At 66.7% G+C, this 17,523-nt stretch carries 23 protein-coding genes; 2 read left to right on the plus strand and 21 right to left on the minus strand.

Going from position 1 to position 17,523, the window contains the following annotated elements; genetic code table 11:
• Positions 1 to 190 precede the first annotated feature (190 nt).
• Positions 191 to 1,552, plus strand: coding sequence for a chromosomal replication initiator protein DnaA (dnaA, locus tag SPYCA_RS00005; protein ID WP_232003406.1), 1,362 nt, complete (start codon positions 191 to 193; stop codon positions 1,550 to 1,552).
• Between the two features lie 544 nt (positions 1,553 to 2,096).
• Here dnaA and SPYCA_RS00010 read toward each other — a convergent pair.
• The 21 genes from SPYCA_RS00010 to SPYCA_RS00110 form a co-directional block, all read right to left on the minus strand.
• Complete coding sequence (locus tag SPYCA_RS00010) at positions 2,097 to 2,768, minus strand: glutathione S-transferase family protein (RefSeq protein WP_120218442.1); 672 nt, start codon at positions 2,766 to 2,768, stop codon at positions 2,097 to 2,099.
• Between the two features lie 254 nt (positions 2,769 to 3,022).
• Positions 3,023 to 3,682, minus strand: a complete 660-nt coding sequence (yihA, locus tag SPYCA_RS00015) for a ribosome biogenesis GTP-binding protein YihA/YsxC (protein ID WP_120222057.1) — start codon at positions 3,680 to 3,682, stop codon at positions 3,023 to 3,025.
• On the minus strand, positions 3,679 to 5,439 hold the full coding sequence (gene yidC, locus SPYCA_RS00020; RefSeq protein WP_120218443.1) for a membrane protein insertase YidC: 1,761 nt from the start codon (positions 5,437 to 5,439) through the stop codon (positions 3,679 to 3,681). Before yidC ends, yihA begins: the two co-directional genes overlap by 4 nt.
• A 46-nt stretch (positions 5,440 to 5,485) precedes the next feature.
• Positions 5,486 to 5,698: a membrane protein insertion efficiency factor YidD gene (gene yidD / locus SPYCA_RS00025; RefSeq protein ID WP_120218444.1), complete on the minus strand. Its 213-nt coding sequence runs from the start codon at positions 5,696 to 5,698 to the stop codon at positions 5,486 to 5,488.
• Positions 5,699 to 5,840: 142 nt separating this feature from the next.
• Positions 5,841 to 6,188: a ribonuclease P protein component gene (rnpA, locus tag SPYCA_RS00030; RefSeq protein WP_120218445.1), complete on the minus strand. Its 348-nt coding sequence runs from the start codon at positions 6,186 to 6,188 to the stop codon at positions 5,841 to 5,843.
• 29 nt (positions 6,189 to 6,217) lie between these two features.
• Positions 6,218 to 6,352 (minus strand): 50S ribosomal protein L34, encoded by a 135-nt coding sequence (rpmH, locus tag SPYCA_RS00035; protein ID WP_003046693.1) that lies wholly within the window; start codon positions 6,350 to 6,352, stop codon positions 6,218 to 6,220.
• A 101-nt stretch (positions 6,353 to 6,453) separates the two neighbouring features.
• Complete coding sequence (locus tag SPYCA_RS00040) at positions 6,454 to 6,762, minus strand: PGPGW domain-containing protein (RefSeq protein WP_232003408.1); 309 nt, start codon at positions 6,760 to 6,762, stop codon at positions 6,454 to 6,456.
• Between the two features lie 189 nt (positions 6,763 to 6,951).
• Entirely contained in the window at positions 6,952 to 7,731 is a 780-nt protein-coding gene (locus tag SPYCA_RS00045; protein WP_120218446.1) for an alpha/beta hydrolase, read from the minus strand.
• A gap of 85 nt (positions 7,732 to 7,816) precedes the next feature.
• The gene (locus SPYCA_RS00050; RefSeq protein WP_120218447.1) at positions 7,817 to 8,476 is read right to left on the minus strand and encodes a glutathione S-transferase family protein; all 660 of its coding nucleotides are present in this window, start codon (positions 8,474 to 8,476) and stop codon (positions 7,817 to 7,819) included.
• Positions 8,477 to 8,480: 4 nt separating this feature from the next.
• Positions 8,481 to 8,963, minus strand: coding sequence for a VOC family protein (locus tag SPYCA_RS00055; RefSeq protein ID WP_120218448.1), 483 nt, complete (start codon positions 8,961 to 8,963; stop codon positions 8,481 to 8,483).
• Positions 8,964 to 9,002: 39 nt separating this feature from the next.
• On the minus strand, positions 9,003 to 9,806 hold the full coding sequence (locus SPYCA_RS00060; protein ID WP_120218449.1) for a VOC family protein: 804 nt from the start codon (positions 9,804 to 9,806) through the stop codon (positions 9,003 to 9,005).
• 40 nt (positions 9,807 to 9,846) lie between these two features.
• Positions 9,847 to 10,146: a DUF6958 family protein gene (locus tag SPYCA_RS00065; RefSeq protein WP_120218450.1), complete on the minus strand. Its 300-nt coding sequence runs from the start codon at positions 10,144 to 10,146 to the stop codon at positions 9,847 to 9,849.
• Positions 10,143 to 10,694, minus strand: a complete 552-nt coding sequence (locus SPYCA_RS00070; protein WP_120218451.1) for a GFA family protein — start codon at positions 10,692 to 10,694, stop codon at positions 10,143 to 10,145. Before SPYCA_RS00070 ends, SPYCA_RS00065 begins: the two co-directional genes overlap by 4 nt.
• Positions 10,691 to 11,329 carry a glutathione S-transferase family protein gene (locus SPYCA_RS00075; RefSeq protein ID WP_120218452.1) on the minus strand — a complete coding sequence of 213 codons (639 nt, stop codon included), beginning with the start codon at positions 11,327 to 11,329 and terminating at the stop codon, positions 10,691 to 10,693. The genes SPYCA_RS00070 and SPYCA_RS00075 overlap by 4 nt, the downstream gene beginning before the upstream one ends.
• 164 nt (positions 11,330 to 11,493) lie before the next feature.
• Positions 11,494 to 12,216, minus strand: a complete 723-nt coding sequence (locus tag SPYCA_RS19770) for a DUF1428 domain-containing protein (RefSeq protein ID WP_120218453.1) — start codon at positions 12,214 to 12,216, stop codon at positions 11,494 to 11,496.
• Positions 12,217 to 12,248: 32 nt separating this feature from the next.
• On the minus strand, positions 12,249 to 12,920 hold the full coding sequence (locus tag SPYCA_RS00085) for a glutathione S-transferase family protein (protein WP_120218454.1): 672 nt from the start codon (positions 12,918 to 12,920) through the stop codon (positions 12,249 to 12,251).
• Between the two features lie 29 nt (positions 12,921 to 12,949).
• Entirely contained in the window at positions 12,950 to 13,912 is a 963-nt protein-coding gene (locus SPYCA_RS00090) for an alpha/beta fold hydrolase (RefSeq protein WP_120218455.1), read from the minus strand.
• Positions 13,913 to 13,941: 29 nt separating this feature from the next.
• Positions 13,942 to 14,160: a DUF4287 domain-containing protein gene (locus tag SPYCA_RS00095; RefSeq protein ID WP_120218456.1), complete on the minus strand. Its 219-nt coding sequence runs from the start codon at positions 14,158 to 14,160 to the stop codon at positions 13,942 to 13,944.
• Entirely contained in the window at positions 14,157 to 14,573 is a 417-nt protein-coding gene (locus SPYCA_RS00100) for a DoxX family protein (protein WP_120218457.1), read from the minus strand. Before SPYCA_RS00100 ends, SPYCA_RS00095 begins: the two co-directional genes overlap by 4 nt.
• Positions 14,574 to 14,598: 25 nt before the next feature.
• Positions 14,599 to 15,036: a VOC family protein gene (locus tag SPYCA_RS00105; RefSeq protein WP_120222059.1), complete on the minus strand. Its 438-nt coding sequence runs from the start codon at positions 15,034 to 15,036 to the stop codon at positions 14,599 to 14,601.
• A gap of 67 nt (positions 15,037 to 15,103) precedes the next feature.
• Positions 15,104 to 15,805 carry a TetR/AcrR family transcriptional regulator gene (locus tag SPYCA_RS00110; protein WP_232003410.1) on the minus strand — a complete coding sequence of 234 codons (702 nt, stop codon included), beginning with the start codon at positions 15,803 to 15,805 and terminating at the stop codon, positions 15,104 to 15,106.
• Between the two features lie 161 nt (positions 15,806 to 15,966).
• On the opposite strand from SPYCA_RS00110, the gene SPYCA_RS00115 reads away from it, so the two are divergent.
• Positions 15,967 to 17,475, plus strand: a complete 1,509-nt coding sequence (locus SPYCA_RS00115; protein WP_120218459.1) for a YifB family Mg chelatase-like AAA ATPase — start codon at positions 15,967 to 15,969, stop codon at positions 17,473 to 17,475.
• The last annotated feature ends 48 nt before the right edge of the window (positions 17,476 to 17,523 follow it).

A 17,523-nucleotide genomic window follows, 5' to 3' on the forward strand; every position in this document is an offset into this window, starting at 1 on the left:
CGCCGGCGGCCGCCACATCGACATGATTCGCATCCTTTCGGGCCGCTTGTCCCGGACAGTTGACCTGTGCCCGGCGCAGGCGACGAATCGGCGCGTGGCGGCTGCCCGATACCGGCGCGAGGGGACCAGGGGGCGGCACGGCGTGACAGAGAGCGGCAATCGGCATGAGCAAGATGCAAAAGGTGGAGCAGTGAACGGCGATGCCGCGGCGCTCTGGCCGCGCGTCGCCGAGGGCCTGCGCCGCGACCTTGGCGCCCGCACCTTCGATCATTGGCTGAAGCCCGTGCGCTTCGCCGATTATTGCGCGCTGTCGGGCGTTGTGACGCTCGAGACCGCGAGCCGCTTTTCGGCGAACTGGATCAACGAGCGCTTCGGCGACCGGCTCGAACTCGCGTGGCGGCAGCAACTGCCCTCGGTGCGCGGCGTCAGCGTGCGCGGCGGTGCGGCAGCGGCCGAGCGCGCCGCGACGCTGGCTTCGGCGCCGCTCCCCGCTTTCGATGCGGCGCCCGCCGCCGCGACCAATCCCGCGCTGCTCGGTTTCGACCCGCGCCTGTCGTTCGATCGCTTCGTCGTCGCGCGCTCGAACATTCTGGCCGCCAACGCCGCGCGCCGCATGGCGATGGTCGAGCGGCCGCAGTTCAACCCCCTCTATCTCTGCTCGGGCACCGGGCAGGGCAAGACACATCTTTTGCAAGCGATCGCGCAGGATTATGCCGCATCGCACCCGACCGCGACGATCATCCTGATGTCGGCCGAAAAGTTCATGCTCGAGTTCGTCGGCGCGATGCGCAGCGGCGACATGATGGCGTTCAAGGCGCGGCTGCGCGCCGCCGACCTGTTGCTGCTCGACGATCTGCAATTCGTGATCGGCAAGAATTCGACGCAGGAGGAACTGCTCCACACGATCGACGATCTGATGACCACGCAGCGCCGCCTCGTCGTCACCGCCGACCGTCCGCCGGCGATGCTCGACGGGGTCGAGGCGCGGTTGCTCTCGCGCCTGTCGGGCGGCCTTGTCGCCGATATCGAGGCGCCCGAGGACGATCTGCGCGAACGCATCATCCGCCAGCGGCTCGCCGCGATGCCGATGGTTGAGGTGCCGGGCGACGTCGTCACCTGGCTGGTCAGGCATTTCACGCGCAATATCCGCGAGCTCGAAGGCGCGCTCAACAAACTCCTTGCCTATGCTGCGCTCACCGGTGCGCGCATTGACCTCGCCCTCGCCGAGGACCGGCTCGCCGAAAATGTCCGCTCGGCGCGTCCGCGCATCACGATCGACGAGATCCAGCGCGCGGTGTGCGCGCACTACCGGCTCGACAAGTCGGAGATGAGCTCGAAGCGCCGCGTCCGCGCGGTCGCTCGCCCGCGCCAGGTTGCCATGTATCTGGCCAAGGAACTGACGCCGCGCTCCTACCCCGAAATCGGCCGCCGTTTCGGCGGGCGCGATCATTCGACGGTGATCCACGCGGTGCGCACGGTAGAGGCGCTGCGCGTCGCCGACAGCGAACTCGACGCCGAAATCGCCGCGATCCGGCGCAGTCTCAACAGCTGATCCACAGGCCTGTCCCGGGGTTGTCCGCGGGGTTATCCACAACGCACGGCGGTCGCAGCCGATGGCCGCTCTGGCGTGCGGAGCGGTCGGCGCGGCCCCGGCGCAATCCGTCCAAAGGCCAGGAAAGGTCAGCCTTGTGCGGCGGCCGATTGGCTGCTCGCGGCGCGCAGGTCGCGCGATTGACGCTCCCGTTCCCACGCCGGGCGGCGAGCGCATTGTCCACATTTTGAAAGAGCCGGGATGAAGGCTGGCGCAGCCGGGCCATGTAGGACAGCTTTTTTGTGGCCGGTGTGGGGGTGGGGAGCGGACGTTCGCCTTATTGTTGTACCCCGGCGAAAGCCGGGGCCCAGGGCGCCCAGGAGCAGGCGTTGGCTTATCCCGCTCTGGACCCCGGCTTTCGCCGGGGTACGGCAACGATCGGTCGCTTCCAGACCTTTGTCATCCCGGACTTGATCCGGGATCCACGGCGGCGCTGAAGTCATGGACCCCGGATCGCGTCCGGGGTGACGATGAAAGAGAAGCCCGCCGTTCCGCGGCCCCCGCGCTACTCCTCGACCCGCCCCTCGAACTTCTCGATCACCCAATCCTCGGCCTGCGCGCCGCCGATCCATTCCTGCATGTGCGGATGGCTGATCACCGCCTGCGCATAGGGCAGGGCAAAGCGCGGCAGCGGGATCGAGTAAGTGATGAAGCGCGTTACCACCGGCGCGAACATCATGTCCGCCGCCGACCAGTCGCCGAACAGATAATCGCCTTTGCCGCCGAAGCGCGCGCGCGCCTCGGCCCAGATCTGCAGGATGCGGATCACGTCGGCCTGCACCTCGGGGGTCAGCTCGGCGGCGGGATAGATGCGGCGGATGTTCATGCTGTGCTCGCGGCGCAGCGCCGCAAAGCTCGAGTGCATTTCGGCGGCCATCGATCGCGCCATGGCGCGCGCCGCCATATCCTCGGGCCAATATCCGCGCGTGCCGCCGGTCTTTTCGTTGAGATAGTCGATGATCGCCAGGCTGTCCCACACGACGATGTCGGCGCCGTCCCACAGGATCGGCACCTTGCCCCCCGACGGCGCGAACTCGTCGCCCTCGCGCCGCCGGCTCCATTCCTCATTATAGAGGGGGACGGTGACCTCCTCGAACGGCAGGCCGCTGTGCTTGGCGGCGAGCCAGCCGCGCAGGCTCCAGCTCGAATAGGCCTTGTTGCCGATGAAGAGTTTCATGCCAATCCTCCTCCCTCTCCCTTGACGGGGGCGACGGGTCGTCCGTGTCCCCGGCACGGACTTGGATTGCCGGGGGCAATCCAACCCGTCGCCGGTTGCGCAGACTTGCCAGCTTGCTGGCTAGTCGAAGCTGGGAGAGGGTGATGCGAGCCCGTGGCTCGCGCGGCCCGGCGGGCCGCTTCCCCCTCTCCAGGTTACGGTAGCGGACAAGTCCGCAACCTTCACCATCCTCTCCCGCAAGGGGAGAGGATCGTCTATAATTCCACCGCCTCCAGCACCGCGGTGCGCAGCTCGGCGATCCCCATGCCCTTTTCGCTGCTCGTCGCGATCACTTCGGGGTGCGCGGCGGGGTGCCCCCGCGCCTCCGCCTCGGTCGCCGCATGGACGTCGGCGAGCGCGCTCGCCTTCACCTTGTCGGCCTTGGTCAGCACGAGGCGATAGCTCACCGCCGCTGTGTCGAGCATTTCGAGCACCTCGCGGTCGACGTCCTTGATGCCGTGGCGGCTGTCGATCAGCACCAGCGTGCGTTTCAAGACCTGCCGCCCGCGAAGATAATCGTTGATGAGGAAGCGCCATTTTCTGACGACATCTTTCGGCGCCTTGGCAAAACCATAGCCGGGCATGTCGACGAGCCGGAACACCAGCGGCTCGCCCACGTCGAAATAGTTGAGCTCCTGCGTCCGTCCCGGCGTGACCGAGGTGCGCGCGAGGCCGTTGCGGTTCGTCAGCGCGTTGAGCAGCGACGATTTGCCGACGTTCGACCGGCCCGCAAAGGCAATTTCGGGCACGCTGGGCACAGGCAGATGTTCGAGCGCGGGTGCCGATTTCAGAAAGGCGATCGGCCCTGCAAACAGCTTGCGCGCGCGCTCAGCTCGTTCGGGATCCGCGCCGGGTTCGAGTTCGATCTCGTTCACTTCGCCGGCGCCGCCTTCAACGCCGGGAACTTGCGATACATCCACTGCTGCTGCCCGATCGACAGGATATTGTTGGTGATCCAGTAGAGGAGCAGGCCCGCGGCGAACGGCGCCATGATGAACATGAACAGCCAGGGCATGATCTTGAACACCTGCGCCTGCACCGGGTCGGCGGGGGCGGGGTTCAGGCGGAACTGGAGCCACATCGTCACGCCCAGGATCACCGCGAGCAGCCCGATCGCGAGGATCGACGGCGGGGTGAAGGGGAGCAGGCCAAAGAGATTGAGGATGTGCAGCGGGTCGGGCGCCGACAGATCCTTGATCCACAGGATGAACGGCTGGTGCCGCATCTCGATCGCCAGCATCAGCACCTTGTACAGCGCATAGAAGATGGGGATCTGGATCAGGATCGGCAGACAGCCCGCGAGCGGATTGATCTTCTCGTCCTTATAGAGCTTCATCAACTCCTGCTGCATCCTGGGCTTGTCGTCCTTGTAGCGGTCCTGCAGCGCCTTCATCTTCGGCTGGACGACGCGCATCTGCGCCATCGACGAAAACTGCCGGTTGGCGATCGGGAACATCAGCAGGCGGATGATCAAGGTCAGCGCCATGATCGCGAGGCCGAAATTGCCGAGCTGCAGGAACAGCCAGTGGAGCAGCTTGAAGATCGGCACCTCGAAAAATTCGAACCAGCCCCAGTCGATCGCGTTCGACAGGCGGGTGATGCCCTGGTCGTTCTGATAGGTCTCCAGAATCTCCACTTCCTTCGCGCCGGCGAAGATACGGCTGGTCGCCGTCAGCTGCTGCCCCGGCGCGACCTCAGTAAAGTCACGCGCGAAAAGCGTCTGGTAATTGTTCGCGGCGGGCGAACTGATCGCCGCGGTCACGCGCTCGCCCCTGGCCGGGATGATCGCGGCGAGCCAGTATTTGTCCGTGAAGCCCAGCCAGCCCGCCGAAGCGTAGCGCACGCTGCGGTTCGCGGCTTCCTCGACATCGTCATAATCGACATCGAACACCGACTTGCCGTCGAGATAGCCCGTCGGGCCGACATGGATCGTCCAGCTGTCGACCTCGTGCGGGTCGGTCGGCTTGCCGAGGCGGTCGATCAGCGCAAAGCTGTTCAGCGACACCGGCGCGGTGCCCGCATTCACGACCGTCTGCTTCGCGGTGATCAGATAATTGGCGTCGATGCTATATTCGATGCGGAAGGTCTGGCCCGTGCCGTTCGCCCAGCTCAAGGTCACCGGGCTGGTCGGGGTCAGCTTGCTGCCGTTCGCGGTCCAGACGCTGTTGGCGCCCGGAACCCGGACGCCCTCAGCCGCCCAGCCGAGGCTGGCGAAATAGGCGGCGGGCGTGCCGCCCGGCGCGAACAGGCGCACCGGCGGCGAATCCTTCTTGATCGTCTGGCGATATTTGGTGAGCGTGATGTCGTCGATGCGCGCGCCGGTGAGGTTGATCGAGCCGCGGATCGCCGGGGTTTCGATCGGAATGCGCTGTCCTTCGGCGAGCACGACGTCGACCGGGCGGATCGCCTGCGCAGCCGGGGCGGCGGGCGCGGTGGCCGCCGGGGCAGGCAGCGCGCTCGGCTGACCCTGCGCCACGGGGGCGCTGGCGGGCGCGCCATTGGCGCGGGCGACGGTCCTGGTCACGTCGGGCTGTGCGGGAGTCGGGAAAAACCGCTCGGCGACGAAGTTCCAGCCGATCAGAATCGCCACCGACAACAGGATTGCCGCGATCAGGTTACGCTTGTCGTCCACGCTCTTCGGTCTCTCTTCGTCTCAAAAATGTCGGGGGATGCGGGCACTAAGGCACCGGGTCGTAGCCGTGACCGCCCCAGGGATGGCAGCGCAATAGCCGCTTTGTCGCGATCCAGCCACCCTTGATCGCGCCATAACGCCGAAGCGCGACGATCGCATATTCGCTGCACGACGGCGCATAGCGGCACGTCGGCGGCAGGATGCGCGAGGGCCCCAGCTGCCAGCCGCGCGCGATCAGGATGAGCAGCTTGGCGATCATGCGGGAGGCCTGGAAAACGGCCGAACTTCATTCGCAATCGTCCCTTTTTCGTCACCCCGGACTTGATCCGGGGTCCATGATGCCAAGGCAGGAATGGACCCCGGATCAAGTCCGGGGTGACGATGCGGAGGAGGGGGAGCGATCACGACGCCTTCGCCGCCAGCTTCTTCGCCGCGCGCTTCAATGCGGATTCGAGCTGCTCGCCAAGCTGGGCGAATTCGATGTCGTTGGCGCCTGCACGGCCGATCAGCACATGGTCGGCGCCGGATATTCCCGATTCGGGGAGCAGCGCGCGCGCGAGTTCGCGAAAGCGGCGCTTCATCCGGTTGCGCGTCACCGCGTTTCCGACCTTCTTGCTGACGGTATAGCCGATGCCCAGCGCATCGGCATCGTCGCCGCGCGGACGGACGAGCAGGACGAAGCCGGGCATGGGAAAGCGAAGGCCGCGATTCGCGGCCAGAAACTCGCTGCGTTTGTTAAGCGTTCGCACCAGACGCGCTGGCGGCGAAGCGTCGGTGATCAGGCCGACAGCTTCTTGCGGCCGCGGGCGCGGCGGGCGGCCAGCACCTTGCGGCCGCCGACGGTGGCCTTGCGGGCGCGGAAGCCGTGACGGCGCTTGCGCACGAGGCGGCTCGGTTGATAGGTGCGCTTCATCGCGGTTTTCCCTAGATCTCGTCAAATGCTGCAACAGAAAAGGGCCGCCAAGCGTGGGCGGCCACCGTTGGGGGCGCGGATAAGCAAGAGTCGGCCCAAAGTCAATCGCCATCTGGCGTTTCCGGCGCGCCGCGCGCCCCGCGGCGCGCGGCGCTGACGCGGCGCATCACCCGGTCGGTCCACGCGCCATAGCGGGGATGCCGCCATTTGAAGCGAACATAGACGCGCTTCGCCCACGCGCTGTTCTGAAGGCAGAGCATCAGCCCCAGTGGAAAGACGATCAGAAAGCCGGGGCCGGGCAGCGGGCCGATCACGATGCCGACGATCATCAGCAGCACGCCGAGCGCGAACAGCGCGGTGCGCACCTGCGCATTCGCCCTCAATCGCTGGTAAAGGCTCCGCTTCGCCATGGAGGCGATGTGGGGGAGCGAGCGGCGTGTTACAAGGCTAAAGCAGTTTGGTGTGTGGAGGTTGATGATGGCGAAGGTCGGCTTTGGGGTGGGGAGTGGACGTTCGCCTTATTGTTGTACCCCGGCTTTCGCCGGGGTACGGCAACGATCGGTCGTGAGCTGCCTGCCCGGACGCGGCGGCGCCGATCTTCAATCCAGCGGCACGAACCGCGCCATGTCGGCGCGGGTCAGGTAGCGCACCTCGTCGAACGGCGTCGCATTGGTCAGCGCGTAAAACTCGCGCGCCTTCGCCGCGTCCATGCCCATTTCGCGATAAAGGGCGATATAGTCGGCGTGGACCGGATCGTCGGCGGGATAGTCGTTCGCCTCGCGGCCATATTCGTCGGCCCAGCTGTGGACGCCGAACTCGGCGTCGGGCGCGGCGCGGCGGGTGCGCCCGGCGAGCCACAGTTCGACCGCGCCGGAGCGGACCGATCCGCCGCTCGGCACCACGGTCTCCAGCCCCGCGCGGCGGATCGCCCGTGCAAGGATCAGGTTGGCGTCCTCGTCGAGGCTGCCGGGGCAATCGACCATCTCGATCCGCTTGAGGCCGGGAAAGGCGGCGAGCATCGCCGCGAACTGGCGCGGCGTGGCGGACGTCACATCGCCCGCCATGCGCGCTGTTGCAGCGTCGACAACCGAAAAAGGACCGAAACGCGCCTTCGCCTGCCCCAGCGCAGCGAGCGTGGCGGCAGGCGCATAACGCCGCGTCGCCGCGAACGCGTCTTCCTCGGCCAGCGCGTCGTCGTCGAGGAGCGCCGCGTCCTCGTCGATATAGCCGAGGTCTTCGTCGCCCGCGTCGATATGGGTCCATGTCACCGTCGTCGTGGTGACGACCGTGACCCGCTGTGCCTGCGCGGGCGCGAGCGCCAGCACCGCGGCGAACGCGGTGATGACAAGCGTGCGCAGCAGGGCGGAGGGCAAAACCATGCCCCCGTTCTCGCGCGCCCGCGATGACCAATTGGCAAAGCGGCAGCGTCAGCGCCACGTTAACCGCGATATGGGACGGCGCCCGTCAATCGCGGCCCGACACGTCGAACGGGAAATAGCCGCGATAGGGGCGGGCATCCTCGATGCATCGCGCCACGCTCGGCCGCGCGAGCAGCCGGGCGCGATACGCGCGCACCCGTGCATGGCGCGGATCGATCGGATGAACCCAGTCGGCATAGAAGAGCGCCGGCGCGGCGGCGCAGTCCGCCAGCGAAAAGCCGTGCGACGTTGCCCAGCCGTCGTCGGGCAGCTTGGTCTCGAGCCAGCCATAGGCTTTTTCGAGCAGGTCGCGTGCGCGCTCGACACGGGCAAGATCGGGTTTTTCGGTGATGAAAGGCAGATATTCGGCAACCACGGCCTGAAACCGTGCCTGGAAATGATTGTCGAAGATCCGGTCGAGGAAGCGGACGTCGAGCGCCATTCGCTGGTCGGCGGGGATCAGCTGCGGGTCGGGGATTTTCTGGTCGAGATATTCGATGATGATCGACGATTCGAAAATCGGAACGCCATCGTCGACGATCAGCGGAAACTGCCCGACCGGCCAATGGGATCGCAGTTCGTCATAGTGGGTGAACGGCTCCTCGGTCTCGAGCGCGCGATATTCGAACGCGATGCCCTTTTCATACAGCGCGATCAACGCCTTCCACGCGTAGGAGGAGAAGGGATGGCCATAGAATATCAGCATCGCGTCAACCCTTCACCGCGGCCTCGATCGCCGCGATGTCGATCTTTTTCATCGTCATCATCGCCTCGAACGCGCGCCTCGCAGCCGCCTTGTCGCTGCCCGTCGTCGCTTCGAGCAGGACGCGCGGGGTGATCTGCCAGCTCACGCCCCATTTGTCCTTGCACCAGCCACAGACGCTTTCCTGCCCGCCGTTGGCGACAATCGCGTCCCACAGCCGGTCGGTTTCCTCCTGCGTGTCGGTGTGGACGATGAAGGAAAAAGCCTCGCTATGCTTGAACATCGGCGGGCCGTTGAGGCCGAGGCAGGGCATTCCAAGCAGCGTGAACTCGACCGTCAGCACATCGCCTTCCTTGCCGCCCGGCGTGTCGACGGGGGCGCGGTGAACCGCGCCGACATGGCTGTCGGCAAAGGTTGCGGCATAGAAGCTGGCCGCTTCCTCGGCATCGCCTTCGTACCAGAGGCAGAGGGTCAGGGGGGTCTTGCTCATCGTCACTCTCCTTCATATTGCCGGGTGGGTATTGGGGGGTCAGGATTTGCGCGGGCCGACAAAGCCGATGACGGCGCCCTGCGGGTCGATCGCGTTCATCGCGAACTCGCCGCCGGGGATTTCCATCGGTTCGTTGGTGATCGTCCCGCCGTTCGCGGCGACTGCACCTCGCGCGCGGTCGATGTCGTCGACGCCGATGTAGAAGGTCCACGTCGGGGCGGGGATGCCCTCCATGAGCGGCATCGCCGCGCCGATCATGTCGCCGCCGTGCTGAAGGAAGCGATATTGGCCAAGCTCGCCCATGTCGAGCGCGCCTTCCTGGCCCCAGCCGAAATGCTTGCGGTAAAAGGCAATGGCGGCGTCGGGATCGCTCGTCGCCAGCTCGTTCCAGCGGACATGCTGGGCCTCGGTCACCGAAAAGGCGTCGGCGGCGGCGTTGTCGGCGCCCGCGGGGGGGATGGGAGCCATCACGTAAAAGACCGCCCCCTGCGGATCGGCGACCATCGCCATGCGCCCGACGGGCAGATCCTTTGCCGGCATGTGCACGGCGCCGCCGTCGGCGGTGATCGCTGCGATCGCGGCATCGACGTCGGGGGTGTAAAGATAGCCGAGCCAGCCCGGCCGCGCGCCGCCGGCGATCATGTCGGCGCTGAGCGTCAGCACGCCGCCGGCGTGGCCGCCGCCGGTGCGGACAATCATCCGGTAATCGACGCCGCCGGGCGCGCCGGGGTCGCTGTGCGCGGCGATCGTCCAGCCGACGACCGCGCCGTAAAAGCGCGCCGCGCCCTCCGGGTCGGGGGTCATCAATTCATACCAGATGAAGCTGCCTGCGGGATTGGTCATCGTCGCTCTCCTTGTCGGAACCCGTGTCCGGAACCCGGCGTCAGCGCCGGTAAAAGCGCAGCGGCCTGGTGTCGGCGCGCGCCATCTGCCCGCGCGCCTCGAGGTCGAGCTGCACGCCCTTTTGCCACCAGCCCGCCTTCGCCCCGCCGGGAAACAGCGCATCGGGGAGCAGCGGCAGCAGCCGTTCCTTGATCTCCGCCGCGGTCAGCCCCGGCGCCTCGGTCGGCACCACCGCCAGCATGGCCGCGCGCATCGCTTCATATTTGGCGCGCTCGACGCGCACGACATGGCCGGGGCTGTTGACGTTCAGCATTTCGACGCGGTCGTCATTCTTCGTCATCGTGCAAATCCTTTCGTTGTTTCGACTTTCGGCGCACGAAACCCCATCGCCGCCCATGCTTTCAAAAGCCGCCACAAGAGCTTGCCCGACGGCGCGGCATGATTGGGAATGTCATCCGGCAGCTCGACACCATCGGGCCGTTCCTTGATCATCGTGCGCATCTCGGTCGCCGGGCGATTCTCAGCCGGAATGCGCGCCGAATAGACGCTCAGCCAATGGCCCTTGGTAAACTCGAGCGCGATCGGCGAATTGCAGCAGCGCGCGACAAAGCGCCGCGTCGGCGAATCGGGCCTCAGCCGATGTTCATCCAGCTGGTCGGTACCCGACAGCCATTCGATCCGATCCTTGCGGACGAGCAGATAAGGGGTACCGCCATCGGCCTCCAGCGTCCTCGGCGCGCCGGGTGGCACATCGAAAGTCTGCCCGGCCGCTTGGCAGCTATGGCAATAACAGGTTACCGCGGCGATCGGCTTGCCCGCCATCGCCAGTGCCACCGTGCCGCACTGGCAGGTTGCGGTGCGGATCCTGGTCGCGTCGTTGCCGCTCATGCCGCCAGCTCCGCCATCGCGGCGGCGATGGTGATCGGCGCCCTGGGCCGCGCATACATGGTGTCGAGAAAGGCGCGGAGCGCCGGCGCATCGTCCAGCAGCATTTCCTCGCGCGCCCAGTCGAGCGTGAAGGCCGCGTTGAAATCGGCGACGGTCAGCCCGTCGCCGACCAGGACGTCGCGCCCCTGCATATGCTGTTCGAGCACCGCGATCATGCGCCGCGCGTCGCGCTTCGCCAGCGCAATCTCGGCTTCCGACCGTTCGTCCGGCGCATAGATGAAATTGTGGAGCGCGATGCGCCACAGCGGCGCCTCGATCTCGGTCATCAGGAAGAACAGCCAGTGGTACATGCGGCCGCGATCTTCGGGCGTCGCGGGGATCAGCCCGCCGCCGGGGAAGCGCTCGCCATATTTGTCGGCGAGATAGAGCTGGATCGCCGCCGATTCGCTGATCACCGTGTCGCCGTCGACGAGCACGGGCAGCTTGGCGGCGGGATTGAGCGCGAGAAACGCGGGCGTCAGCTGCTCGCCCGCGCCGAGATCGATCGGGGCAATTTCGTGTGGCAGGTCCAGCTCGTTGAGCAGCCACATTGCGCGCAAGGCGCGCGTCGGGGGAGTGCCGTAAAGCCTGATCATCTTTCGCTCCTTCAACCCTTCCGGCGCCGACGGCGTGGAGAGGGGGGTCATCCCCGGATGGTGGACGGGCCGCGAGCCGTGCCGGCGCCGCGTTCGTCGGCCCTGTTCGTCAGCCCTCGGAAGTGCCGGCTCCCCAAGGTTTCGCCATGGGGAGGCGGCGGCCGTCACGCTTCGACGATCGGCACGAAGCCGCCATAGATCATGCGCTTGGCATCGAATGGTCGTTCCTCTTCGGGACCGGGGTTCATCCGTTCGTCGGCCATCACCTTTTCCCAGCCCTTGTCGCGCGCTTCCCTGCTCGGCCATTCGACCCAGCTGAACACGACGGTCTCGCCATCCTTTTTGTGCGCGGCGCGGGCATAGTCGGTGACCTCGCCACCGGGCACATCGTCGCCCCAGTTTTCGACGACGCGCGTGGCCCCATGTTCGATGAAAACGTCCGACGCCATTTTCGCCAGCTCGCGATAGCGCTCCTTGTTGGCGTCCGGGACGGGAGCGACGAAACCGTCGACATATCCGGTCGCGCCGCTGCCGCGATCATCGAGGATCGACTCGAAACCGCCGACGATCATCCGCTTGCCGTCGAATGGCATGGTGGCGCCCATTTCCTTCATCCGGGGGTCGGACATGATCTTTTCATTCGCGGCGTCGCGCGCCGCCCGGTCGGGATATTCGAACCAGCTGAACACGACGGTTTCGTCGGGTCTGGCCTGCACCGCGCCCTTGAAGTCGTTGATCTTGCCGTCGGGCACATCATCGCCCCACGCCTCGACCATCCGCCTGACGCCGAACTCTCTGAACAGCGGCGCCGCGTCGGCGGCATGTTTGCGATATGCGTCCTTGTTGGCGGTCGGCACCGCGACCACAAATCCTTCCACATAGGTCATCGTCTCTCTCCTTCGGGGGCAGGAAGTCGTTATCAGGCGGGCGGACCCGCCTCTTCGCTGAATGCGGCAAGCTGCGCGTCGAGCGCACGCTGAAAGGCGGGCCGTGCAAGGCATCGGTCGAGATAGGTCTGAAGCCGCGGCTGCTCGGCGACCAGCCCCGCCTCGACGGCTTCGCGCAGCACGGTCGCCATCGCGATGTCGGCGACGGTGAAGTCGCCCGCCAGATATGGCTTGTCGCCCATCGCGTCGTTCAGGCGGCCGAGTCGGCCGCGGATGAAGGCAATCAGGCCAGGGCGACGCAGTTTCGCCCATTCCTCGTCCTTCGCGAAAATGTCGACATTGCCGAGCTCGAACAGCATCGGTTCGACGCTGTTATAGGCGGCGAACAGCCAGGCGAGCGTGTTCGCCCGGCCCTGCGGATCGCGCGGCATCAACCGTTCGTCCTTTTCGGCGAGGTGGAGCAGGATCGCGCCACTTTCAAACAGGCGGACGCCATTATCGTTGAGCACCGGCACCTGCCCCCATGGCTGGAACAGGAAATGGTCGGCAGGGCGGTTGACCGCGCTGATCAGACGTTCGGCATAATCGAGGTCGATTTCCTCGCACGCCCAGCGCGGGCGCAGGTCGCGGACAAAGCCGCGCGCGAAATCCGGCACCCAGTCGAAGGCGGTGACCTCGATGGCGGCATCGGGATTGATCGGCATGAGGGATTCCTCTCGCTTCTTTCCGGGGATCAGAAGGCCGGCGGCGGCGGCGCCTTGTCGTCGAGAAAAGGCACGACCATCGCAGCGATAACGGGCACCTCGGCCATGATCCCGATGTGCGATGTCGCGGGCAGGATCGCCAGCCGTGCCTTGGGCGCTTCGGTCAGGAAACCCTGCGTCGCCGCCGCGACGTCGCCGCCACCGCGCAGTTTGAAGAGCTCGATCGCATGGTCGAGCGTCACGCCGTCGGCGTCGCCGATGATCACCATCGTCTTGCCGGGGATCGCGCGCACCGCGGCGTCGGACCAGCCAAAGGGCGTGGCGTCGAGTTTCTTGATATTCTCGACGAGTATGGGGAACTTCTCCGGCGCAGGCGACAGTCGTTGATATTCGGTCTCGATGATCGTGTTCGCGAAAAACTCGGGCCTGATCGCCGCAATGCCCGCCAGCACCTCGGGATACCAACCGTCGAGGCGCGAGGTTGCCGAGAGGATGATCTGCTTGCCGACCTTGTCGGGGTGCCGGATCGCCATTGCAATCGCGGCCGACCCGCCCATCGAATAACCGAGCACATCGACCTTTTCGACGCCCAGCTTGCCCAGCACCGCGGCGGCATCGTCGGCCATGCGGTCGTAATCCAGCGGCGTATCGACGCCGCCCGACCGGCCGTGGCCGCGCGCATCGATCGCGATCACCGGCCGCGTCGCGGCAAGCGGCGCGATCAGCGGCCGCATCGCATCGGCCGACATAAAGGCGCCATGCAGAACGAGCAGCGGGGTGCCACCCGCCCCTGGATCGCCATAGAGCTGGTAATGGATGGCGGCGCCGGCAACGTCCACATGACCATGCGCGGAGGCGTTGACGGGCGCCACCGCAGCGGCGGGCGCTTCGGCCGCGGCGCCCTGCGGCATCGCGACGAACGCCAGCGCGGCAATGATTTTGGCGAACGCCGCGCCTGCGGCCAGTCGGGGGAGGGGAGAAAGGCTTATCATTGAACGATCCTCATTCTTGAAAACGGTGACTAGCTTCGTTTGCCTTTGATGAAGGCGACGATCGACATGGCGTGGCCGTGGCCCAGGCCGTAATCGGCCTTGAGCCAGTCGATCACCGCGCTCGCCTTGACGCCGGGCGCCAGGCCCGTGTCGTCGGCGAGGCCTTTCTGGACCGCCTGCGCGGCCAGGGCATCGGGCGATTGCCCCGTTTTGGTCCGAACATTGTCGAGATAGGCCTGAAAGCTCATGCCGCGGCTCCCGCCCGGAACGGAATCATCGCGCGGACCCGCGGATCGCGCAGCCACAGGCCGCCCCACAGCATCACGCCCAGATAGACGCCGAACAATATATGGCTGAACAGCGGGTTGCCGACACGGACCTGCGTGGCGATCGCGCCGCCCAGATAGGCTGTGATCAGGATCGCGCCGAGGATGCTCGTGCGCGGCCAGACATGGAGCAGCGTCGGGATCAGCAGCAGGATCGCCAGCAGATACATGGTGCCGACCTCGAGCGGCCAGCCGAGGTTCGGCGGACTATATTTGATTGCGGTCTCCGGCGACACCAGCTTGAGCCCGGCGTCGAAGAGGAGGAAGAGGATCACCAGGCCGCTGAGCACGCGGCCAAGGATCAGCTGATATTTGGCGGGGACCGCATCGGACATTTTTTCCTCCTCCCTTATGCGCCGATCAGGCGGCCGTTTCGGCGGGTTCGCCGGCGGGAATTGCGGCGGGGTCCATCCACATCACTTCCCAGATATGGCCGTCGGGATCCTCGAAGCTGCGCCCGTACATGAAGTCGCCATATTCCTGCGTCGGCGTGGGGTCGGCGGCGCCGCCCGCTGCGGTCGCGCTGGCGACCAGCGCGTCGACGTCGGCGCGGCTGTCGGCGGAAAGGGCCAGCAGCACCTGCGCGTGGGTGCGCGCATCGGGGATCGTCTTTGGCGTAAAGCTCGCCCATTTTTCATGCGTCAGCAGCATGACATGGATCGCCCCTTCCTCGACCACCATGCAAGCGGCGGTGTCGTCGGTGAAGGCGGGGTTGTTGACCGCACCGATCGCGGCATAAAAGGCCTTCGATCTTTCGAGGTCGGCGACGGGCAGGTTCACGAAAATCATACGGGGCATCGTCATTCTCCTTCTTGGGGGTGTCGAGGTCAGCGCGCTCCGCGCGCCGCGGCAATTACCTGTTGCATCATGCTGCGCCGTTCCGTGCAAAGAGCATGGCGACATAGCGCTTCAGATGGGTGACGCTCTCGCGCGCGATCGCCGGATCGTTCGCCGATTTGGCGAGGATGAACGATCCCTGCAGCACGGCCTGGACGTGGCGGGCAAGGCCGATGGCGGTGACGCCTTCGGGCTTGCCGTGGCGGTCGAACGCCGCTTCGATGTCAGGGACGAGCGCCTCGCAATAGGCGTTGAGGCTGGCTTCGCACGCTTCGCGGATCGCTTCGCTTGTCGCATAGGCTTCCTGCACCATCGTGCCGACGAAGCAGGTATAATCCTCGGTCGGCCCGCCCAGCATCGACAGGCGGAAATCGATATGGCCGAGCAGCCGGTCCAGCGGATCGTCGAGCCGCGTGTGGGGCGGCAGTTCGAACAACGGTCGCGCGCGGTCGGTCCAGCCCTCGGCGGCGGCGACTGCGAGCGCCTCCTTCGACGCGAAATGATGGAAAAAGGCGCCCTTGGTCACGCCCGCAGCCGCGCAGATCTGGTCGACCGTCGTGGCGGCATAGCCCTGACGGCGCACCAGCTGATGCGCAGCGGTGATCAGCGCCGCGCGCGCGCTGCCCCGCGGCGCCCGGCCGCCGGGGGTGCCGCCGCCCGCCTGGGGGACTGCGCGGGCGGCGGCGTCGGGGAGCGCGGGGGAAGTCGGGGGCGTCTGATTCGTCGTCATGCGAATCGACATACCGACTGGTTGGTATGTTGTCAAACGAATGTCGCCCCCACGCGCCGCGGCACTTTTGCCAGCCTCCGAAAAAGACTCGACCTTCCCGTCGCTTCGCCTAAGAAGGCATTGGAACAAAGGGGGCACATCGCGCTGTTCCGGGGGAGCCAATGGTCGCAATCGTCTCAACCGCCGCCTATCTCGGCATCGAGGCCCGCGGGGTCGAGGTGCAGTGCCAGATCACGCCCGGCGTCCCGCGCTTCGTCGTCGTCGGGCTGCCCGACAAGGCGGTCGGCGAAAGCCGCGAGCGCGTCCGCGCCGCGATCGCCGCGATCGGCCTGTCGCTCCCGCCCAAGGTCATCACCGTCAACCTGTCGCCCGCCGATCTGCCCAAGGAAGGCTCGCATTACGACCTGCCGATCGCACTCGCGCTCTTGGGCGCGATGGGGGTGATCGATGCCGAGACGCTGGCGTCATACGTCGTCGTCGGCGAACTCGGCCTCGACGGGCGCGTCGCCGCCTCGCCCGGCGTGCTGCTCGCCGCGCTGCACGCGGGCAGCGTCGAGCGCGGCCTCGTCTGCCCCGCCGCGCAGGGGCCGGAGGCGGCGTGGGCGGGCAATGTCGAGGTCATCGGCGCACCCGATCTTTTGGCGCTGCTCAATCACTTCAAAGGTCATTCGCCGCTGCCGCCGCCGGTGCCGGGCGAGGTCGCGGTGGCGGCGCGCAGCGCCGACCTGTCGCAAGTAAAGGGACAGGAAACCGCCAAGCGTGCGCTGGAAATCGCTGCGGCGGGCGGGCACAATTTGCTGATGTCGGGGCCGCCGGGCGCGGGCAAGTCGCTGATGGCGGCGTGCATGCCCGGCATCCTGCCCGAACTCACCCCCGCCGAAGCGCTCGAGGTGTCGATGATCGCCTCGGTCGCGGGACAGCTCGAAGGCGGGCGGCTTGTCCGTGCGCGGCCATTTCGCGCACCGCATCATTCGGCGTCGATGCCCGCGCTCGTCGGCGGCGGCCTGCGCGTGCGGCCGGGCGAGGTCAGCCTCGCGCATCTCGGCGTGCTGTTCCTCGACGAACTGCCCGAGTTTCAGCGCGGCGTGCTCGATTCGCTCCGCCAGCCGCTCGAAACGGGCGAGGTCAGCGTCGCGCGCGCCAATGCGCATGTCACCTTTCCCGCGCGCGTCCAGCTGGTCGCGGCGATGAACCCGTGCCGCTGTGGCCATCTCGGCGATCCGGCGCTCGCGTGCAGCCGGGCGCCGCGCTGCGCCGCCGATTATCAGGCGAAACTGTCAGGGCCGCTGCTCGATCGCATCGACCTGCACGTCGAGGTGCAGGCGGTGAGCGCCGCCGACCTTGTCCTGCCGCCCCCCGCCGAGGGCAGCGCCGAGGTCGCGGCGCGCGTCGCCGCGGCGCGCGATGTGCAGACCGCACGCTATGCCGGGCACAAGGCGCGCACCAATGCCGAAATCGACGGCGAATTGCTCGAAGCGGTCGCAACGCCCGACGAGGCGGGGCGGAGGCTGCTTGCGCAGGCGGCCGAGGCGATGCGGCTGTCGGCGCGCGGCTATACGCGGATCCTGCGCGTCGCGCGGACGATCGCCGATCTCGGCGGAGCCGAAACGGTGGGGCGCATCCACATCGCCGAAGCGCTGAGCTATCGCCGCCAGGCACCGAAAAACTAGACACTGTTCCAGTCTCACTGAAACAGGCCCTGGGGCTGCGATCGGTCG

It is taken from the genome of Sphingopyxis sp. FD7, assembly GCF_003609835.1.
GTDB lineage: Bacteria > Pseudomonadota > Alphaproteobacteria > Sphingomonadales > Sphingomonadaceae > Sphingopyxis.